Source organism: Rhodanobacter koreensis, assembly GCF_054782855.1.
Window position 1 is genome coordinate 575,111 of record NZ_BAAGRR010000002.1, and the last position, 15,579, is coordinate 590,689.

General features: G+C 61.4%; 13 protein-coding genes. 10 read left to right on the top strand and 3 right to left on the bottom strand.

The features are described from left to right. The first annotated feature begins 92 nt into the window (after positions 1–92). The 4 genes from ACYVKM_RS08465 (at position 93) to ACYVKM_RS08480 (ending at position 6,028) form a co-directional block, all read left to right on the top strand. Complete coding sequence (locus tag ACYVKM_RS08465; protein WP_460877157.1) at positions 93–680, top strand: peroxiredoxin; 588 nt, start codon at positions 93–95, stop codon at positions 678–680. A gap of 235 nt (positions 681–915) precedes the next feature. After that, positions 916–2,670 (top strand): ATP-binding cassette domain-containing protein, encoded by a 1,755-nt coding sequence (locus tag ACYVKM_RS08470; protein WP_460877158.1) that lies wholly within the window; start codon positions 916–918, stop codon positions 2,668–2,670. A gap of 293 nt (positions 2,671–2,963) precedes the next feature. Next, positions 2,964–4,115: a helix-turn-helix domain-containing protein gene (locus ACYVKM_RS08475; RefSeq protein ID WP_460877159.1), complete on the top strand. Its 1,152-nt coding sequence runs from the start codon at positions 2,964–2,966 to the stop codon at positions 4,113–4,115. Between the two features lie 128 nt (positions 4,116–4,243). Beyond that, positions 4,244–6,028 carry a CocE/NonD family hydrolase gene (locus ACYVKM_RS08480; RefSeq protein ID WP_460877160.1) on the top strand — a complete coding sequence of 595 codons (1,785 nt, stop codon included), beginning with the start codon at positions 4,244–4,246 and terminating at the stop codon, positions 6,026–6,028. A 144-nt stretch (positions 6,029–6,172) separates the two neighbouring features. On the opposite strand, the gene ACYVKM_RS08485 is transcribed toward ACYVKM_RS08480, so the two are convergent. Further along, positions 6,173–6,733 (bottom strand): lipocalin-like domain-containing protein, encoded by a 561-nt coding sequence (locus tag ACYVKM_RS08485; protein ID WP_460877161.1) that lies wholly within the window; start codon positions 6,731–6,733, stop codon positions 6,173–6,175. A 139-nt stretch (positions 6,734–6,872) separates the two neighbouring features. On the opposite strand from ACYVKM_RS08485, the gene ACYVKM_RS08490 reads away from it, so the two are divergent. Next, positions 6,873–7,796: a LysR family transcriptional regulator gene (locus tag ACYVKM_RS08490; protein ID WP_460877162.1), complete on the top strand. Its 924-nt coding sequence runs from the start codon at positions 6,873–6,875 to the stop codon at positions 7,794–7,796. 183 nt (positions 7,797–7,979) lie between these two features. Further along, positions 7,980–9,245 (top strand): patatin-like phospholipase family protein, encoded by a 1,266-nt coding sequence (locus ACYVKM_RS08495; RefSeq protein WP_460877163.1) that lies wholly within the window; start codon positions 7,980–7,982, stop codon positions 9,243–9,245. Positions 9,246–9,269: 24 nt separating this feature from the next. Here ACYVKM_RS08495 and ACYVKM_RS08500 read toward each other — a convergent pair whose 3' ends face one another. Then, a complete protein-coding gene (locus ACYVKM_RS08500; protein ID WP_460877164.1) occupies positions 9,270–10,205 on the bottom strand; it encodes a LysR family transcriptional regulator in 936 nt (311 codons plus the stop codon). Positions 10,206–10,392: 187 nt separating this feature from the next. On the opposite strand from ACYVKM_RS08500, the gene ACYVKM_RS08505 reads away from it, so the two are divergent. The 4 genes from ACYVKM_RS08505 (at position 10,393) to ACYVKM_RS08520 (ending at position 14,167) form a co-directional block, all read left to right on the top strand. Beyond that, on the top strand, positions 10,393–10,785 hold the full coding sequence (locus tag ACYVKM_RS08505) for a DoxX family protein (RefSeq protein WP_460877165.1): 393 nt from the start codon (positions 10,393–10,395) through the stop codon (positions 10,783–10,785). After that, positions 10,745–11,428 carry an NADPH-dependent F420 reductase gene (locus ACYVKM_RS08510; RefSeq protein ID WP_460877166.1) on the top strand — a complete coding sequence of 228 codons (684 nt, stop codon included), beginning with the start codon at positions 10,745–10,747 and terminating at the stop codon, positions 11,426–11,428. Before ACYVKM_RS08505 ends, ACYVKM_RS08510 begins: the two co-directional genes overlap by 41 nt. A 3-nt stretch (positions 11,429–11,431) precedes the next feature. Beyond that, complete coding sequence (locus ACYVKM_RS08515; protein ID WP_460877167.1) at positions 11,432–12,175, top strand: SDR family NAD(P)-dependent oxidoreductase; 744 nt, start codon at positions 11,432–11,434, stop codon at positions 12,173–12,175. 240 nt (positions 12,176–12,415) lie between these two features. Next, positions 12,416–14,167: an aspartyl protease family protein gene (locus ACYVKM_RS08520; protein ID WP_460877168.1), complete on the top strand. Its 1,752-nt coding sequence runs from the start codon at positions 12,416–12,418 to the stop codon at positions 14,165–14,167. A gap of 107 nt (positions 14,168–14,274) precedes the next feature. On the opposite strand, the gene ACYVKM_RS08525 is transcribed toward ACYVKM_RS08520, so the two are convergent. Further along, positions 14,275–15,480, bottom strand: coding sequence for a DUF2252 family protein (locus ACYVKM_RS08525; protein ID WP_460877169.1), 1,206 nt, complete (start codon positions 15,478–15,480; stop codon positions 14,275–14,277). Between the last annotated feature and the right edge of the window lie 99 nt (positions 15,481–15,579).

The following is a 15,579-nucleotide window of genomic DNA, read 5'->3' on the forward strand; positions in this document are numbered from 1 at the left end:
ACGGGCAGCGGACCGAGGCACGGAGGTGTTCCATGCCGGGTCGATGCTCCTCCATGAGGGTCACAGCAATGAAAAAGCGTTTTGCAGGATCGATGGCACTGGGTGCGCTGGTGGCGCTGGCTTCGGCACTGCCGGCTTTTGCCGCACTCGAGCCGGGTGTCATGGCACCGACATTCACGGCCCAGGCCAGCCAGGCGGGCAAGGTTTTCACTTTCTCCCTTGCCGACGCCCTCAAGAAGGGACCGGTAGTGGTGTACTTCTATCCGTCGGCCTATACGGGAGGCTGCGATCTCGAAGCGCATACCTTTGCGGCCAACCGGGACAAGTTCGACGCGGCCGGTGCGACCATCATCGGCGTGTCGGCCGACAACATCGAGCGCCTCAACGCCTTCTCGGCGGACCCGAAGTACTGCGCCGGCAAGTTTCCGGTCGCCTCCGATGCTGACGTCAAGGTCGCGCTTTCCTATGACCTGAAGGCTGTCGCGGCGCAGCCGGGCATGAACGATGTGCGCGGCGTGGCGATCGATCATGCGTTCATCCCCCGCACGACCTTCGTCATCGCCCGCGACGGCAAGATCGTCGCCACGCTTTCCTCGGAGACGGATCATCTCCGGCCGGACGAGCATGTGAAACGGTCGCTGGCCATCGTGCAGCACCTGCAGGCAGGCAAGACGCCGTAAGCAGGTTCGATCCCGGAGGAGCGACGGTCGACGGTGAGACGCCGGATGGAAGCGCCACGTCACTGCTCGACCGTTGCCACCGATCGCCAGGGACGGCGGCGCGCAACCTTTTCTTCTGCCGGCCGCACTTACCGACATGGGAAATCCGGCCCGGGAGCAACGCCGTTCTGAATCGCCATGAAGTGCCATCGAAGCCGCGGCCGATGCTGCCGGCCAGCGGCGCGAGTTCGTAAAGATGCCGGGCGAGCCGTCGCCAGCACCTGACCGAGCCCACGATCTGCTGCGTTCGCTGGCGCGCACGCTTACGGGCGTCGAGCTGGCGGAAACGGCGGCGTATGTCGTGCTGTCGTTGGGTGCGGCGTTTGTCGGCAGCCTTGCGGCGGTATTGCTGGTACCGCTGGTCCAGCCGGGGCACACGCTGCCGTTCGGCAGCGTGCTGTTCGACGCAGGTCGCAGCGTCGACATGCAGGCGGCCATCTTCGCCGCCGCGATGGTGGCCTTCGCCTTGTTGCGTTGGCAGGCAGCGCGCCTGGGAGCGCGCCTGGTAGGTCGTTACGGCATGAGCCTGCGCCGCCGTGTTCATGCGCGCCTGATCGAGGCTCCCTTGACGTCGCTGGCGGATTCGACGTCCGCGGAAATCGCCAACGTCCTCACCCACAACGTCGAGCTCATCGTCCAGGGTTTCAGCGCCCTGCAGCAATTGCTGATCGCCGGCCTCACCGCTGCTGTCAGTCTCGGGTTCGCGTTCTGGGTATCGCCGCCACTGATGCTGGCGGCACCGCTGCTCGCGGGTTTGGGGCTGATCGCGTCGCGTGCCTATGGCCGCGAGCAATCGCTGGTCGGCCGTCAGTACGTCGTGGACATGACACGACTGTTCTGGCACAGCGAGGATTTTCCACGACGCCTGCGCCACGTCCGCTCGTTCGAGAAGGAAGATGCGGAGAAAGCCAGTTACGGCGCCATTTCCGCCCGGCTGTGTCACGGTTACCGACGTCAGCTGGAGCTGGTGGCCTCCGGGCGGCTGGTGCTCGAGCTGCTGGCGGCGATCGGGATCGCGGCACTCTTCGTGCTCGCCCATCGCTGGCACGGGATCGATCAGTCCTCGCTTATCGCGGTGTGCCTGCTGCTCGGGCGCTTGCTACCTTATCTGGTGTCAACCCGGCAGAGTTTTCAGCAGCTGCGCTCGGCCGCTCCGGCATTCGAACTGTGGCGGCGGTACATGACTCTGGCGTCGGCTCAGCCATCCGTGGCGTCCTCACGCACGGCGACCTCCGGCGGTGCGCTGCATATCGAACGGATGCGGCTGATACCGCCAGCCAACGGACTCGATGTCGGCGACCTGGTTCTGGCGCCCGGCGACCTGACCTTGATTTCCGGTGACTCCGGCATCGGCAAAAGCAGTCTGATCGACGTCCTGGCGGGCATGATGACGCCTGAGACTTTTGCGGCACGCGTGGGTGAACGACCTATCGGTTTTGACGAGTACCGCCAGCTTGTGCGGCATGGCGCCTATGTCAGCCAGAATGTCCGACCCTGGCAGCATTCTGTACGTGAGTGCCTGTTGTGGGCGGCGCCTGAAGCCACGGACGAGATGTTGCGGAGTGCGCTGATCGACGTCGGCCTCGACAGTCGGCTGGCGAAGTCGCAGCACGGACTCGACACCGCCTTGCACAGCTCGTCGAGCCGGCTTTCCGGAGGCGAGTTGCAGCGGCTGCTGCTGGCCCAGGTCATCCTGCGACAGCCTTTCCTCGCCTTGCTCGACGAGGCCACGAGCGCGCTCGACACCACCTCCGAGATCGAAGTTCTTTCAGCGCTGAAACGCCGCCTGCCGCACACGATCCTGATCGTCGTGTCGCACAGGCCGGGCGTGGCAGCGATTGCGGACCAATGCCTGAACATCGGAAATAACCTGGCCACGACGGTTGCCTGGAAAGCCGACCCGCGGCGCGTGGCGCCTTTGCTCAGTTCGTCGGATCGCTTCAAGTCTTAGGCCGATTCAAATGAGGTAGTCGCCCAGCGGCTGTTTCTCCGTGCGGCGCTCTTCGTAGTGAACGGTGTGATAGTGAAAAGGTGTCAGGGACAATTTTTAGTTATTCCGTTGAAACTGTCCGTGGCACCATTCTTCATGGTCAACGCGATGGCGATGATGGGCAGCAGGTCATGATCAGCTTGACCGGCGAAGCTTGACAGTTGCTGTAGCGAAGGTGGCAGGCGCTTGCAGACATGGCATAGCCATGCTGAATCGTGGACACTGGACGCCGAACTTGGCCAGGTAGTGCGCCCGTGACTTCGCCGGACTTGCTGGATTTTGCGTGTTCTGCCGTGACGCTGGGACTGACTGCGCTGGCAGTGGCACTCGCCTTCGGCTCCACGCATATGAGAGTGTCGCTGCATCTCGCTGCCTACTTCGCTTGCCTGGCGGTCGACAGCGTGATTGGCATGGCTCTTGGCGGCTGGCGTGACGTCCTGTCTGTCGAAACCGTCAGGTGGCTGCATGCGGTCAATGTGCCGCTTGGCTACCTGCTCGGTCCGCTGCTCTATGGCTACGCGGTTGCGCTGACCTCTCTCCCGTCCAGCCGTCACGGGAGGGGACTTTGGCATCTGGTGCCCTTTGCCTTGGTGCTTCTCGTTTCGGCAGGCAACGCGGTGGTCGCTTTCGATCGATGGCCGACGGGCCTGCTGCTGGTCCGGTTCGTCTATAGCGCCTGGGTGTTGCAGGGGATGATCTATCTCGGTCTTGCCGTGCATCGCACCTATCAGGCGCGTCCGTTGCTCGAGCAGGCTAATGCCGATGAGGTGGCCCTGCGCCTGACCTGGTTGCGCCGCCTGCTTGCCCTGGTCGGCATCATCTGGGCTCTGGTTGCCATCGACCGGATTCCCACTGTTACCGGCATGGAAGAAAACGCATGGTTTGGCCCCATGCTCGGTTGCGCGACGACGGTGACGCTGTGTGTGCTTGCATGGTTCGGGCTGCGCCAGCGTGTCCTGCTATCGCCCGGCTTGACGGAGCTGACGGTCGCCGACCCGGAGAGCCCTGCCACGGCATATGCCCGTTCCGGGGTAGACCCCGTCCAGTGCGCGCAGATTGCCGGGGAGTTGCAGCAACTGATGCGTTGCGAGCATCTGTATGCGGACAACCACTTTGACTTGCAGGCATTGAGCGAACGCAGTGGATGGTCCCCGAACTATATTTCCCAGGCCCTCAATCAGGGTCTGGGCCAGAACTTCTTCGAGTTCGTCAACGGGTTCCGCGTTGCAGCGGCAGAATGCTGCCTTGCCGACCCCACCGACAAACGGACGATTCTGGAGGTGGCACTGGCCTGCGGTTTCGGCAGCAAGTCCACCTTCAATACCGTTTTCAAGCGGATGACGGATCGCACGCCCAGCCAGTATCGCCGCAGCCATCTCGTCTTTTCGAACGAATCGCCTGCCTAGACGTCCGATCCGGCACGTTCGGACGAAAACCGGTCCGGACCTTGTTGAAGTATGTGCAGCTTTCGGGGGCGTTCGTGGGGACGTCGCCCGTTCCCTCCATTTCTTCTTACCCAACAAGGAGTGCAGACATGTCTGTACGCAGCGTTGTCCTGTTGTCGGTGTTGCTGCTTTCATCTCCGGTGCATGCCGCCGTATCGGCCAGTACCCACGGCGATCCGATCGACTTTCACTGGGGCGAGAAAATTCCCCTTCGCGATGGCATCAAGCTCAATGCGACGCTCTATCAGCCTCACGACCAACGCACCCCGCTGCCCTGCGTCTTCACTCTCACACCGTATGTTTCGCAGCTGTATCACGAGCGCGGTGCCTATTTTGCAGCACATGGCTACGTCTTCCTGACCATCGATGTGCGAGGACGCGGCAACTCCGAAGGCGCGTTCACACCGCTCCTGCAAGAGGCCAAGGACGGCTTTGATATTGTCGAGTGGCTGGCCAGACAACCCTATTGCAATGGAAAAGTTGCCATGTGGGGCGGTTCGTATGCCGGCTACGATCAATGGGCCACGGCCAAGGAATTCCCACCGCATCTGGCCTCGCTCGTGCCGGTGGCGTCTCCTCGCCCGAGCATCGATTTCCCATTCCTGCAGAACATCTACTACTCGTACGACATGCAGTGGATAACGCTGACCAGCGGGCGTACCGCGCAAGACGCCATCTTCGACGACAGCGCTTTCTGGTCGTCCATGTTTGGCGAGATGCACGCGAACATGCGTCCTTTCCGCGAACTCGACGCCATCGTCGGCAACCCCTCGCCGACATTCCAGACCTGGCTCAGGCATCCGGAACCCGATGCCTACTGGGACAGCTACAGTCCCACGCCGCGACAGTTTGCAAAAATCGATCTGCCGATCCTGACCATCACCGGCCAGTACGACGACGACCAGCCAGGAGCGTTGTCGTTTTACCGCGACCACTTCCGTTACGGCTCAGTATCGGCCAAGGACAAGCATTACCTGATCATCGGCCCATGGGATCACGCGGGCACGCGCACCCCTACAGCAGAATATGCCGGCGTCAAGTTTGGCCCGGCAAGCCTCGTCGATCTGAACCGGTTGCATCTGGGCTGGTATGACTGGACGCTCAAGGGCGGCGCCAAGCCGGCCTTCCTCAAGGACAAGGTCGCCTACTACATGCTGGGCGACGACAGCGGAGAATGGCGCTACGCGGACTCGCTGGATGCCATCACATCCACGTTCCACCCGATGTACCTGACGTCGCGGGGCAACGGCAGCAACGGTGTATTCGCCTCGGGAGAGCTGATGGACACGGCGCCCGGTGCTGTGGCGAAACCCGACCAGTATGTCGATGACCCGCGGGATACGACTTTTGCAGCCTGGGACAGGTCTGAAACCAGCGATCCCGACATGACCGATCAGAGCGGCTTGATTGCCGCCTCCGGAAAAGTCTTGGTCTATCACACACCGCCCTTTGCCAAGGCTGAGGGATTCGCAGGTTTTCCGAAACTGAGCCTGTGGCTGGCACTGGATCAACCCGATACCGACATTGCCGCCTACCTTTACGAAATTCGGCCCGATGGCAGCAGCATCGAACTGGATTCGGAAATACTCCGAGCGCGCTACCGCGAAGATCTCCGCAAGCCCATGCCAGTCAAGCCGGGAGTGGTCGAACGCTACGACTTCGATCGTTTCCACTTCATTGCACGACGTATCGGCAAGGGCAGCAGGCTGCGACTTGCCATCGGCCCGGTGAATTCGAAGTTCTTCGAGAAGAACTACAACAGTGGCGGCGTCGTAGCTGAAGAGTCGGGTAAGGATGCACGTACCGCAACCATCACGCTGTACCACGACGCCAAGCATCCAAGTGCGTTGTACATGCCCGTGGGCGCTCGCTGAGAGGGGAGGTGCAGTACGCCCGATGGGACAGCCACCGCGATCCTCTTGGGAACCTCTGATTTTGCTCGTCATCCCAGCGAAAGCTGGGATGACGGGTTATTCAGACCATCCCTGGTGTCCCGTCATCATCCTTTGGCTCAGCCACTACGACCGAACGCGCCGCCACACCACCTCACCATGCGCCCCCTCGGCCGCACCGCTCGACGGCTTGGCCACGCGATAGGTCAGTTCATCGTTGACGATGGTGTAATTCGTGTCACCGCTCTTGCCGTCCCAGTTCGGGAACGAGGCGTGCAGGATCTGGCTGTGCATGACCTTGGCGTCGGCACTGACGTGGCCGAAGTGGGCATTGCTGTCCATCGAGGCGGCACGGTACTCGTCCGGGGTTCCCCTGGATTTGTCGTTCGCTGCGAATGGCATCCGCTTCGCCCGCACGATCTGCAGCATGTAGTCGCCCTGTGCATCGATAAGCCACATGCCCTCCGGGTGGGGACCGTACAGCTCGACGCGGTGACCATCCGGGTAGACATTGTCGCAGCGGACGAGGGTCCAGGCGCCGATCAGTGCCTTGGGCACCATCGCGTGATCGCCGGCACTTTCACTGTGTTTCATCGCCGTGTCCTGGGTGGCCGCGGCGGCCGGGATCGGCGATGCGATCAGAGGGGTGAGGAGGGTGGCGAGCAGCAGGAGTTTTATGCGTGACATGGCGATACCTCGGGTGTGGGGGTGAGTGGCATCGTCTCCCTTGCTTCCCATTTTGATAATAGGCTTCGATTTTTATTGATCTTCAAATTTTATTTGAAGATGATCGCGCCTGTACCTCCTGCGCCTGGGATCTGACCCCATGAACCGCCTCAACGATATGCAGCTCCTCGTCGATGCGGCCGATCTCAGCAGCCTGTCGGCTGCCGGGCGCCGGGCAGGGCTCTCGCCTGCCGCCGCCAGTGCCTGTCTGCAACGGGTCGAGGCCATGCTCGGCGCGCGGCTCTTCGAACGCACGAGTCGTCAATTGCGCCTGACCGACGAGGGGCGCATCTACATCGCGTCCTGTCGGGTCGCCATCGAAACCATGAGGGAGGCCGAGCGCGCGGTTCACAGCGGTACCGATGGCGTAAGCGGGACGCTGCGCGTGTCGGCGCCTTCCGATCTGGGGCGCAACCTGCTGGTCGACATCCTCGACAGTTTCATGGGTCTCTACCCGGAGGTGCGCATGGTCCTGACGCTATCGGATTCGCTCTCGCGTTTCGTGCCGGATGATATCGACGTAGCCATCCGCGTCGGTCCACTGGAGGACAGCGATCTCGTCGCGCGTCATCTTGCGGATAGCTGGCGCGTGGTCTGTGCTTCGCCAACATGTATCGCAACGTATGGAATGCCGAAGCACCCCGAGGACCTCGTCGAATTGCCGACGCTGGTACTGACCACGAATGCCGGGCCACGCAATGAGTGGCGTCTTGGGGAAGCCGTCGTGAGGGTTCGGCGATATCACGAGTGCACCGACAGCGAAGTCATACGCAAGTGGGCCGTTCTCGGTCGCGGGTTCGCCTACCGGCAGCTTTGGGCGGTGGCGGTGGATGTACGCGAAGGTCGGTTGATGCTCGTCAACGCACCCGCATGGTCTACCCCCGCACCCATCCACGCGATGTACCACCCGAACGTCTTTCAGCCGCCACGTGTACGCCGCTTCGTCGACTTTCTGCACGCTGAGTTGGCGAGGCGGCTTCCGTCAAGTGCCGACGATGCAACGGCGTTTTCATCGGCAAGATGATCGCGCCGGTAGCTGCGAAGTCGGCTTCCTTAAGAATTTCAAACTATCCGCATCAGAGTTGCCTGACTGACGCGATTCTTTGGGATGAAAAGGCGGCGACGGTGCACTAGGCTGTTCGCTGTGAAATGGATGTACTAACAAGGCGTGCTCGCAAGGCAGCGTTGCAAGTTCGAGGAACATCCCATGCATATCGCCAAGTCGCTTCTTTCCCTGGTATGCCTGATTTCCCTGGTCGGTTGTGTCACTCAAAGCCGCAAACCGCCGCCCCCTACACTCATCTCGAACGCCGCGCCTATCGGCTTCGATGCCGGCATACGTATCGTCACGACGGATCGGCACCGCTTCGCCACCATTTCGCCGCGCATTATTCAGGGATTGCGTCAGGCTGCGCACGGCGGCCCGGTAAATATTCTCGCGCTGTCGGGAGGCGGATCCGGAGGTGCGTTTGGTGCTGGTGCCCTTGCCGGCATGACGCGAGGGCACCAGCGGCCGGATTTCCAGCTGGTTACCGGAGTGAGTGCCGGAGCGCTGATCGCTCCGTTTGCGTTTCTGGGTTCCTCGTGGGACCCCGCATTGCAGGATGCCTTCGGAGGTGAACGGAGCTACTTGATACATTCACCGAAGTCGAGCTTTCTGGCGCGACTTCTTTTTCCCTCCGGCATTAAAAAGAACGGGCGGCTTTATGAGCTCGTGGATCACTTCGTTACACCGCAGATGATCACTGCCGTGGCAGCCGAAACCTCGAAGGGACGAAAGTTGATCGTCGCCACGACCGATCTCGACAAGCAGGAAACAGTGCTCTGGGATATGGGCGCCATTGCGGCGCATGGCGGCCTTGCGGCCAGGCAGCTATTTCGCGATGTGCTCATCGCATCCGCGAGCGTGCCAGGCATGTTTCCGCCAGTGATCATCCACGTCAGCGATGGGGTTCACCTTTACGACGAACTGCATGTGGATGGAAGCGTGACTACGCCCTTTTTCATCACTCCGCTGGTCGCTGATGTCGTATCGACGAGTCTCGATCAACTGAACGGATCGAACGTTTATGTGATCGTCAACAGCCAACTGGCAAGCCCACCTCATGAATCGTCGCTCGAGACCTTCGAACTTCTCGGCAGGAGCTTTTCTGCGCAACTGATGTACAAGACGAAGGAAACGATTGCCCTTGTCGACAGCGTGACCAGAGAGCATCACATGCAGCTCCGGGTTGCCGTGATACCCGCAGACTATCCGGGCCACAGTTTCGCCGATTTCCGTCCGCAGAGCTTGCAGCGGCTTTTCGATTATGGCGCCGACTGCGCCGCTCGCGGATTGTTGTGGGCAGCGGTAGAACAAGGTATCCGGAGAGACCAGGCTGCCATTACCGGTAGCCTGCATGCTGTCGCGTCTTGTCCGGGCTCGACTGCTACGTCATCCGGGCCTGATGACGCTACGCAGCTGGCAAGGTAATCCTTCTTTCCAGCGTTCAAGCCTTTATGACGAGGACTTCGGCCGTCGCTTAACCCCGTGATGCCGGGCAGTCATCCAACGGTCCCACGGCGGATCACCGGCGAACTCCTGTTGCAGGAATTCCGTGAACGTGTGGACCTTCGCGGACACGAATCGGCGAGTCGGATAGATGATCAGGGCGTCGGTATGCGGCGGTCGCCATTTCGGTAGCAGCGGCACCAGGTCGCCACGCGCGAGATCTTCGCCGACGATGAAGGTGGGCAGCATGATGATCCCTTGGGCTGCAAGTGCGGCACTGCGAAGCAGGTCGCCGCTGTCGGCACGAAAGTCCCCGCGAACGCGAACGGTAACGACGCCGTCCGCGCCTTCGAGCGGCCAGCGGCCCTCGAACCCTCCGCTCGGCAGCGTCAGGCAGTTGTGTTCTGCCAGGTCCTGCGGCGTGCGTGGCGTACCGTGGCGCTTGAGATAGTCAGGAGCTGCGCAAACCACCAGCCGCACCACGGTCAGCGGACGTGCCACATAGGTGGGAGGAATCTCCAGCGACAGGCGCAGGGCAAGATCGAAGCCTTCCTCGATCAGGTCGACGCGCCGATCCGTGGCATGCACTTCGAGTTCCACCTCGGGGTACTTCATGCGGTAGCGGGGAAACAGATCGGCCAGGTGGCGAACGCCAAACGAGAGCGGCACGCTGATGCGCAGCCGCCCTCGCGGTGTCGTCGTTGCCGAACCGACTTCGGCCTCCGCTTCCTGCAGATCGGTCAGCAATTGCGTCGCGCGTTCGATGAAGCGGTGGCCCGCGTCCGTCAGATGAAGCCGGCGCGTCGTTCGCTGCAGCAGACGTGTGCCGAGATGCTCTTCGAGCTCGGCGATCAGCCGTGACACCGAGGTGGTCGACATGCCGAGCTTCTCGGCGCCGCGCACGAAGCTGCCGGCCTCGACCACTTTCGAGAACGCCTGCATCGAGAGAAATCGGTCCATAAGATTATCCCGTTTTGTAGGATAAATAATGCCATGAAAGGCTATTTATCCACCAATTCGGGATTCTTAGTATGTCTCCACCGTTTCACCCAACCCACTGGAGATTGCCATGAACGCTTCGACTGTTGCTTCCACGAAAACCGGTTCCACGAAAATCAGCGCGGACACCATGTCTTCCAGCACCATGCTTCGCGATGCTGCGGAACTCGGCGGCCGCGTCCTTCTGTCATCGTTGTTCGTGCTCTCTGGCCTGAGCAAGATCGGTGCCTATGCCGCCACCATGGCCTACATGTCCGCCATGGGCGTTCCCGCCGTCTTGCTACCGGCGGTGATTGCCACCGAACTTCTCGGCGGCCTGGCCGTCGCCTTCGGCTGGAAGACGCGCGTAGCGGCGTTCCTGCTCGCGGGTTTTACCTTGTTGACGGCACTCACGTTCCATACCCACCTGGCCGATCAGACCCAGATGATCATGTTCATGAAGAACGTGTCGATCACCGGCGCCTTCCTGCTGCTGACGGTCAATGGCGCAGGCCGGTTCAGCCTCGACGGCAAGTCGCGTTGATCCCTCGCATCCATCCTATCCCTGGTCCATCAGGAGACCTCTCATGAGCTACGCCATCATCGGGTCGGGCGCCATTGGGGGCGCCCTCGCCAAACAATTTGCCCGCAGCAAGATCAAGGCCGTCATGGCCAATCGGCGCGGACCAGCCTCGCTGGAGGATGCACTGCAAGCCTTCGCTCCTGCCGTAAGCGCCGCTGAAACCACCGACGCACTGGATGCGGACGTGATCATCCTCGCCGTCCCGTTCGGGGCGGCGGGAGAAATCGCCAAGTTGCGCAGTGACTGGGCCGGCAAGATCGTGGTGGATGCCACCAACGCGATCGAGTTTCCCGCCTTCAAGCCGCTGGATCTGGGCGGCCGTCCCTCCAGTCAGGTCGTGGCGGCGCAGTTCACGGACGCCAAGGTCGTCAAGGCGTTCAACACGCTACCGGCAGCGGTGCTCGCGGATGAGCCGCGTCGGAGCGAGGGCCATCGCACGATCTTCGTCTCGGGCGACCACGCCGATGCCAACGAGAAGGTCGCCTCGCTCGCCACCTTGCTGGGCTTCAGTCCGATCATCCTTGGTCGTCTTGCAGAAGGCGGTTTGCTGCAACAGTTCGGCGGTCCGCTGACGATGCACAGCCTGATCCATCAGCAGGCCTGAGTCATGAACAGCTCGACACAAACCCACGAAGGACGAACCGCACTGGTGACCGGTGCGGGGCAGGGCATCGGTCAGGCGATCGCCGTGGCTTTGGCAAAACGAGGGGCGCGGGTGATCGCGACCGATCTCACGCCCCCCAACGAAACCGTCAGCAAGATCGGTTCGAACGCATTCGCGCTGCAACTCGATGTGACGCAGGAAGAGGACTGGCGTTCGGTGTTCCTGCAGAGCCGAGAGATCGGCGACGTCGATATCGTCGTGAACAACGCAGGTTATTTCCCCAATCGGCTGATCGACGAGCTGGATCTGCCGACGTGGCGCAGGACGATGGCCACGAACCTGGACTCGCACTTCCTGAGCGTGAAGTATTTCCTGCCCGCGATGAGGAAGAGGAAGTGGGGTCGCTTTGTCGGTATCTCGTCGAACATGGTGGGTCTAGCCATACCCGGCATGAGTCACTACATCGCGTCGAAAATGGCGATTGTCGGATTCATGCGGGGGTTGGCCAACGATGTCGCTAGTGATGGCATTACCGCGAACGCATTATTGCCCGGGCTGATCAATACCCTGGCGACCGCACCGCAATCGGAAGAGCAAAAGCGCTCGACCTGGGAACAGCAGGCGATCAAGCGCTTGGGCGAACCCGAAGACATCACCGGAGCGGTGCTGTTCCTGACCGGCGACGATGCGGCCTTCATGACCGGGCAGGCCATGGTCGTGGATGGTGGTCAGTATCGCGTCGGTTGATCGCCGGGTAAGAAAATAGTGTCGGAGACAATTTCTGAAAGATGCTGCGGATGGATCGGTTGCGCTCGTGGGTCGAAACCAGGGCCGGCTGTTTCGCCCCATCCGTCCTTCACTGCCAATCACTCCTTGAGCGTTTCTGGAGTTTTCGCCACTATGCCTGGAGCGCCCATGCAAACCGGCGCTCGACGGCCACGCCTGCATTCCGCGGCCATGGCATCCAAGGGGGCAATGGTGATGAGGATGTTGCGTTTGGGTTGTCTGGGCATCGGTGCCTTGCTCGCAAGCCAGGCTTGGGCCGACGGCTGCAAGCTGAAGGACTACGGCACGTTGCCGGTCGAAATGGTCGGCGGGCGGGCCACGACCATGGTGAAGATCAACGGGAACGACACGCGCTTCATCATCGACACGGGGGCCTTCTTCGACACCATGTCGCGTGCCAATGCGCTGGCGCTGGGGCTCAAGCTGCGGCCGGCGCCGTTTGGTTATCGCATCAGCGGTATCGGAGGCACGGCGGCCGTCGAGTTCGCCCAGGTCGAGGAATTCGGCATCCTCGGTGCGACGCTCAAACATATCGGCTTCATCGTCGGCGGCACGGATACAGGGCATGGATTGCTCGGCGCCAACCTGCTCGATCTGGCCGATCTGGAAATCGATCTGGCCCATGGCAAGTTGACCCTGTTTAGTGCGGAACACTGCGACAAACTGGCGCTGGCGTATTGGTCCAAGGATGGTTACAACGTCGCCGATATCGTGCCGGCCGTGAACCCGAATGATCGGCGCACTTTTCTCAAAGTGATGATAAACGGCAAGAAGGTGAGGGCGGTGCTCGATTCAGGGGCGGATGCCACCTTGCTCACCCGTCGCGCTGCCGAGCGGGTGGGCATCGACCTGAGTGGGTCCGAGGTCGGGGCTGGCAACGGCTTCGGTATTGGCGCCAGGACGGTCAAGACATGGACAGCACCCATTGATTCATTCTCGGTCGGCACGGAAACCATCCAGCACAGCCAGATGCAGGTCATTGACGGAGACATTGGCGGCGGCGAAACCGACATGCTGCTCGGCGTGGATTTTCTTCTTGCCCACCACATGTTCATCGCCAACAGCCAGAAGAAGGTCTATTTCACCTACAACGGTGGGCGCGTGTTTTCCTTGGCCCAGGCGCCGAGCGACAAACCCGATGCCGGCGCTGCTGCGGACAACAACGGCGAGGCACCCAAGACCGCGGCCGATTACGCCCTGCGTGGCGAAGCACACCTGTCCCGCGGCGAACCGAAGGCAGCCGTGGCCGACCTGGACGAAGCAATCCACATGGCACCCGATCAGGCGACTTACTATGCGGCCCGTGCGCGAGCCCACTTGGCAGACAAACAGCCCGATGCGGCGCTGGCCGATCTGGACAAATCGCTGGGCCTGGATCCGAAGAATCTCGATGCCCTGCTGCTGCGTGCGGAACTTCGCTTCGCGCACAAGGACCGCGTAGGTGCGACGACCGACGCGACGGCAGCGGGCGCCTTGGCGCCTGCCGGATCGACGCAGGCAAACGCAATTGCCAACCTGTATGTCCGGCTCGGTCGACCTGCCGCGGCGTTACCCATCCTCGACGACTGGATCCGTTTGCATCCCGACGACGCCACGCTTGGCCTGACACTCAACGAACGCTGTTGGGCGCGTGGCCTGAGCAACCAGATGCTCGACGATGCTTTGAAGGATTGCCGCAAGGCGATCAAGCGCGACGGGGGGGATCCGGCCTACCTCGACAGCCTCGGCCTGGTCCAGTTGCGGCTGGGGCATTATCCCGAATCGATCAAGGCCTACGAACAGACCCTTGCGAAAAATCCGCATTCCGCTTGGTCGCGCTATGGCCTCGGTCTGGCAAAAATCCGCAGTGGTCAGACGGACGCGGGCCATGCCGACTTGGTCGCCGCGCACGCACTCGATCCGGAAATCGAGGCACGTGCCGCCAGGTATGGCTTGACCGCGGCTGGGCCATAGATCGGATGGGAAATATTCTGAGTGTCGTCCGGATTTGAGCCACTTGCTCGATGATGAGGCGTCAGTTCGCTGGGCAAAGATGACTAGGCAGCCAGAGCGAATTCAGGTCAGGTGGGGAGGTTTGCAAACTGGCGGCAATGTTCGAGGTAGCCGCCTTCGTGGGCTTTCACGAGCTCCACGACGCTCCGCCACAACCAGGACGGCGTATCAATGGTTTTGGGCCGATTGCGGCTCAGCTCCTGCAACCATCGTTCTCGATCTTCGTTCTCCATCTGGTGAGCATGCGCTCGACCTACGACATTCCCGAGGTATGCGGCTACCTCCATCGCCTGATCCTGGTTCAGATGATCGAGGTCGATTTTCAGATCCTGCGGCAGCAACTCCCGCAGAAAGACAGCCTTGCCTTGAATGCGGCCGGCAAGCATTCGTTCGCCGAGGTTGGGCGCAAGATGGAGTGCTCCCTGGATGATCCGCGATGCGTTGTCCTTGGGCATCCGGGCGCTTTTGGCCCTTGGAGCTGCGGAGCGGACGGCTTCCTTGACGTCGATGAGGCAAAGACTGCTCTCCGGGTCCTTTGACTCACCCACCCTGAGCAGGACGGCATACCGCAGAAGGCCCAGCGAACTGCAGCCCTTGACCCAGTAAGCCGCATCCAGCATCTCCACTTGATCCCTTGCGTGGCGATGGATCAGGGAAGTGGCGAGTACCCGAACCTCCTCGGTCGACATGAGCGCCTTCAGTTCGGTCCGCTCGGATTCCGAAATCGGCCAGTATTTTTTCGACAAGGGGATATTGGGCTCAAGACCCTCGATGCGCTCGGCGGCCAGATGCCGCCACTTGCGCCGCATCGCACGCTTCATGACGAGCCGGATCGTGTCCGGTCGTTTCCGCATCGTCTTGCGACTGCCCGGCCCGGCGCTCAGCGCCACTTCGTAACCGACGATGAGCTGTTCCATCATCTTCGCAGTGACGACGCCTGGCAGATCGGATCCACGCGCAGCCATCGCCAGTGAAACCCCAAGCCGGATGATGTCGTGTGCGGGGTTGCCAATGACGGTCTGGTCCAGGTCGCGTATCTGAACATTGATGTTGCCGTCCGCATCCGCGATCGGCCCGATGTTGCTGACGTGGCAATCGCCACAAATCCACACAGGAGGACCATGGGGAAGCACGCGGTCCGACGCCTCGAGCCATTCATAGAATTGGACCGTATTGCCGCGTACGTAAGCGTGCGCGGACTTCGCCATTTTCAGCTTGCGCAACCCGGTCAGCCGTTCGTCGCGGTGCGCAGGAGCCGGGTGCTTCTTGCCCATGTCTGATTGCCCTGAAGGTTTTCGATGGGGCCAGGGAACGTCGGAATTTTCGTTGCGCGGGTGCCTGGTCAGCGAGGGAGTATTTCCCGGGTGACGTGA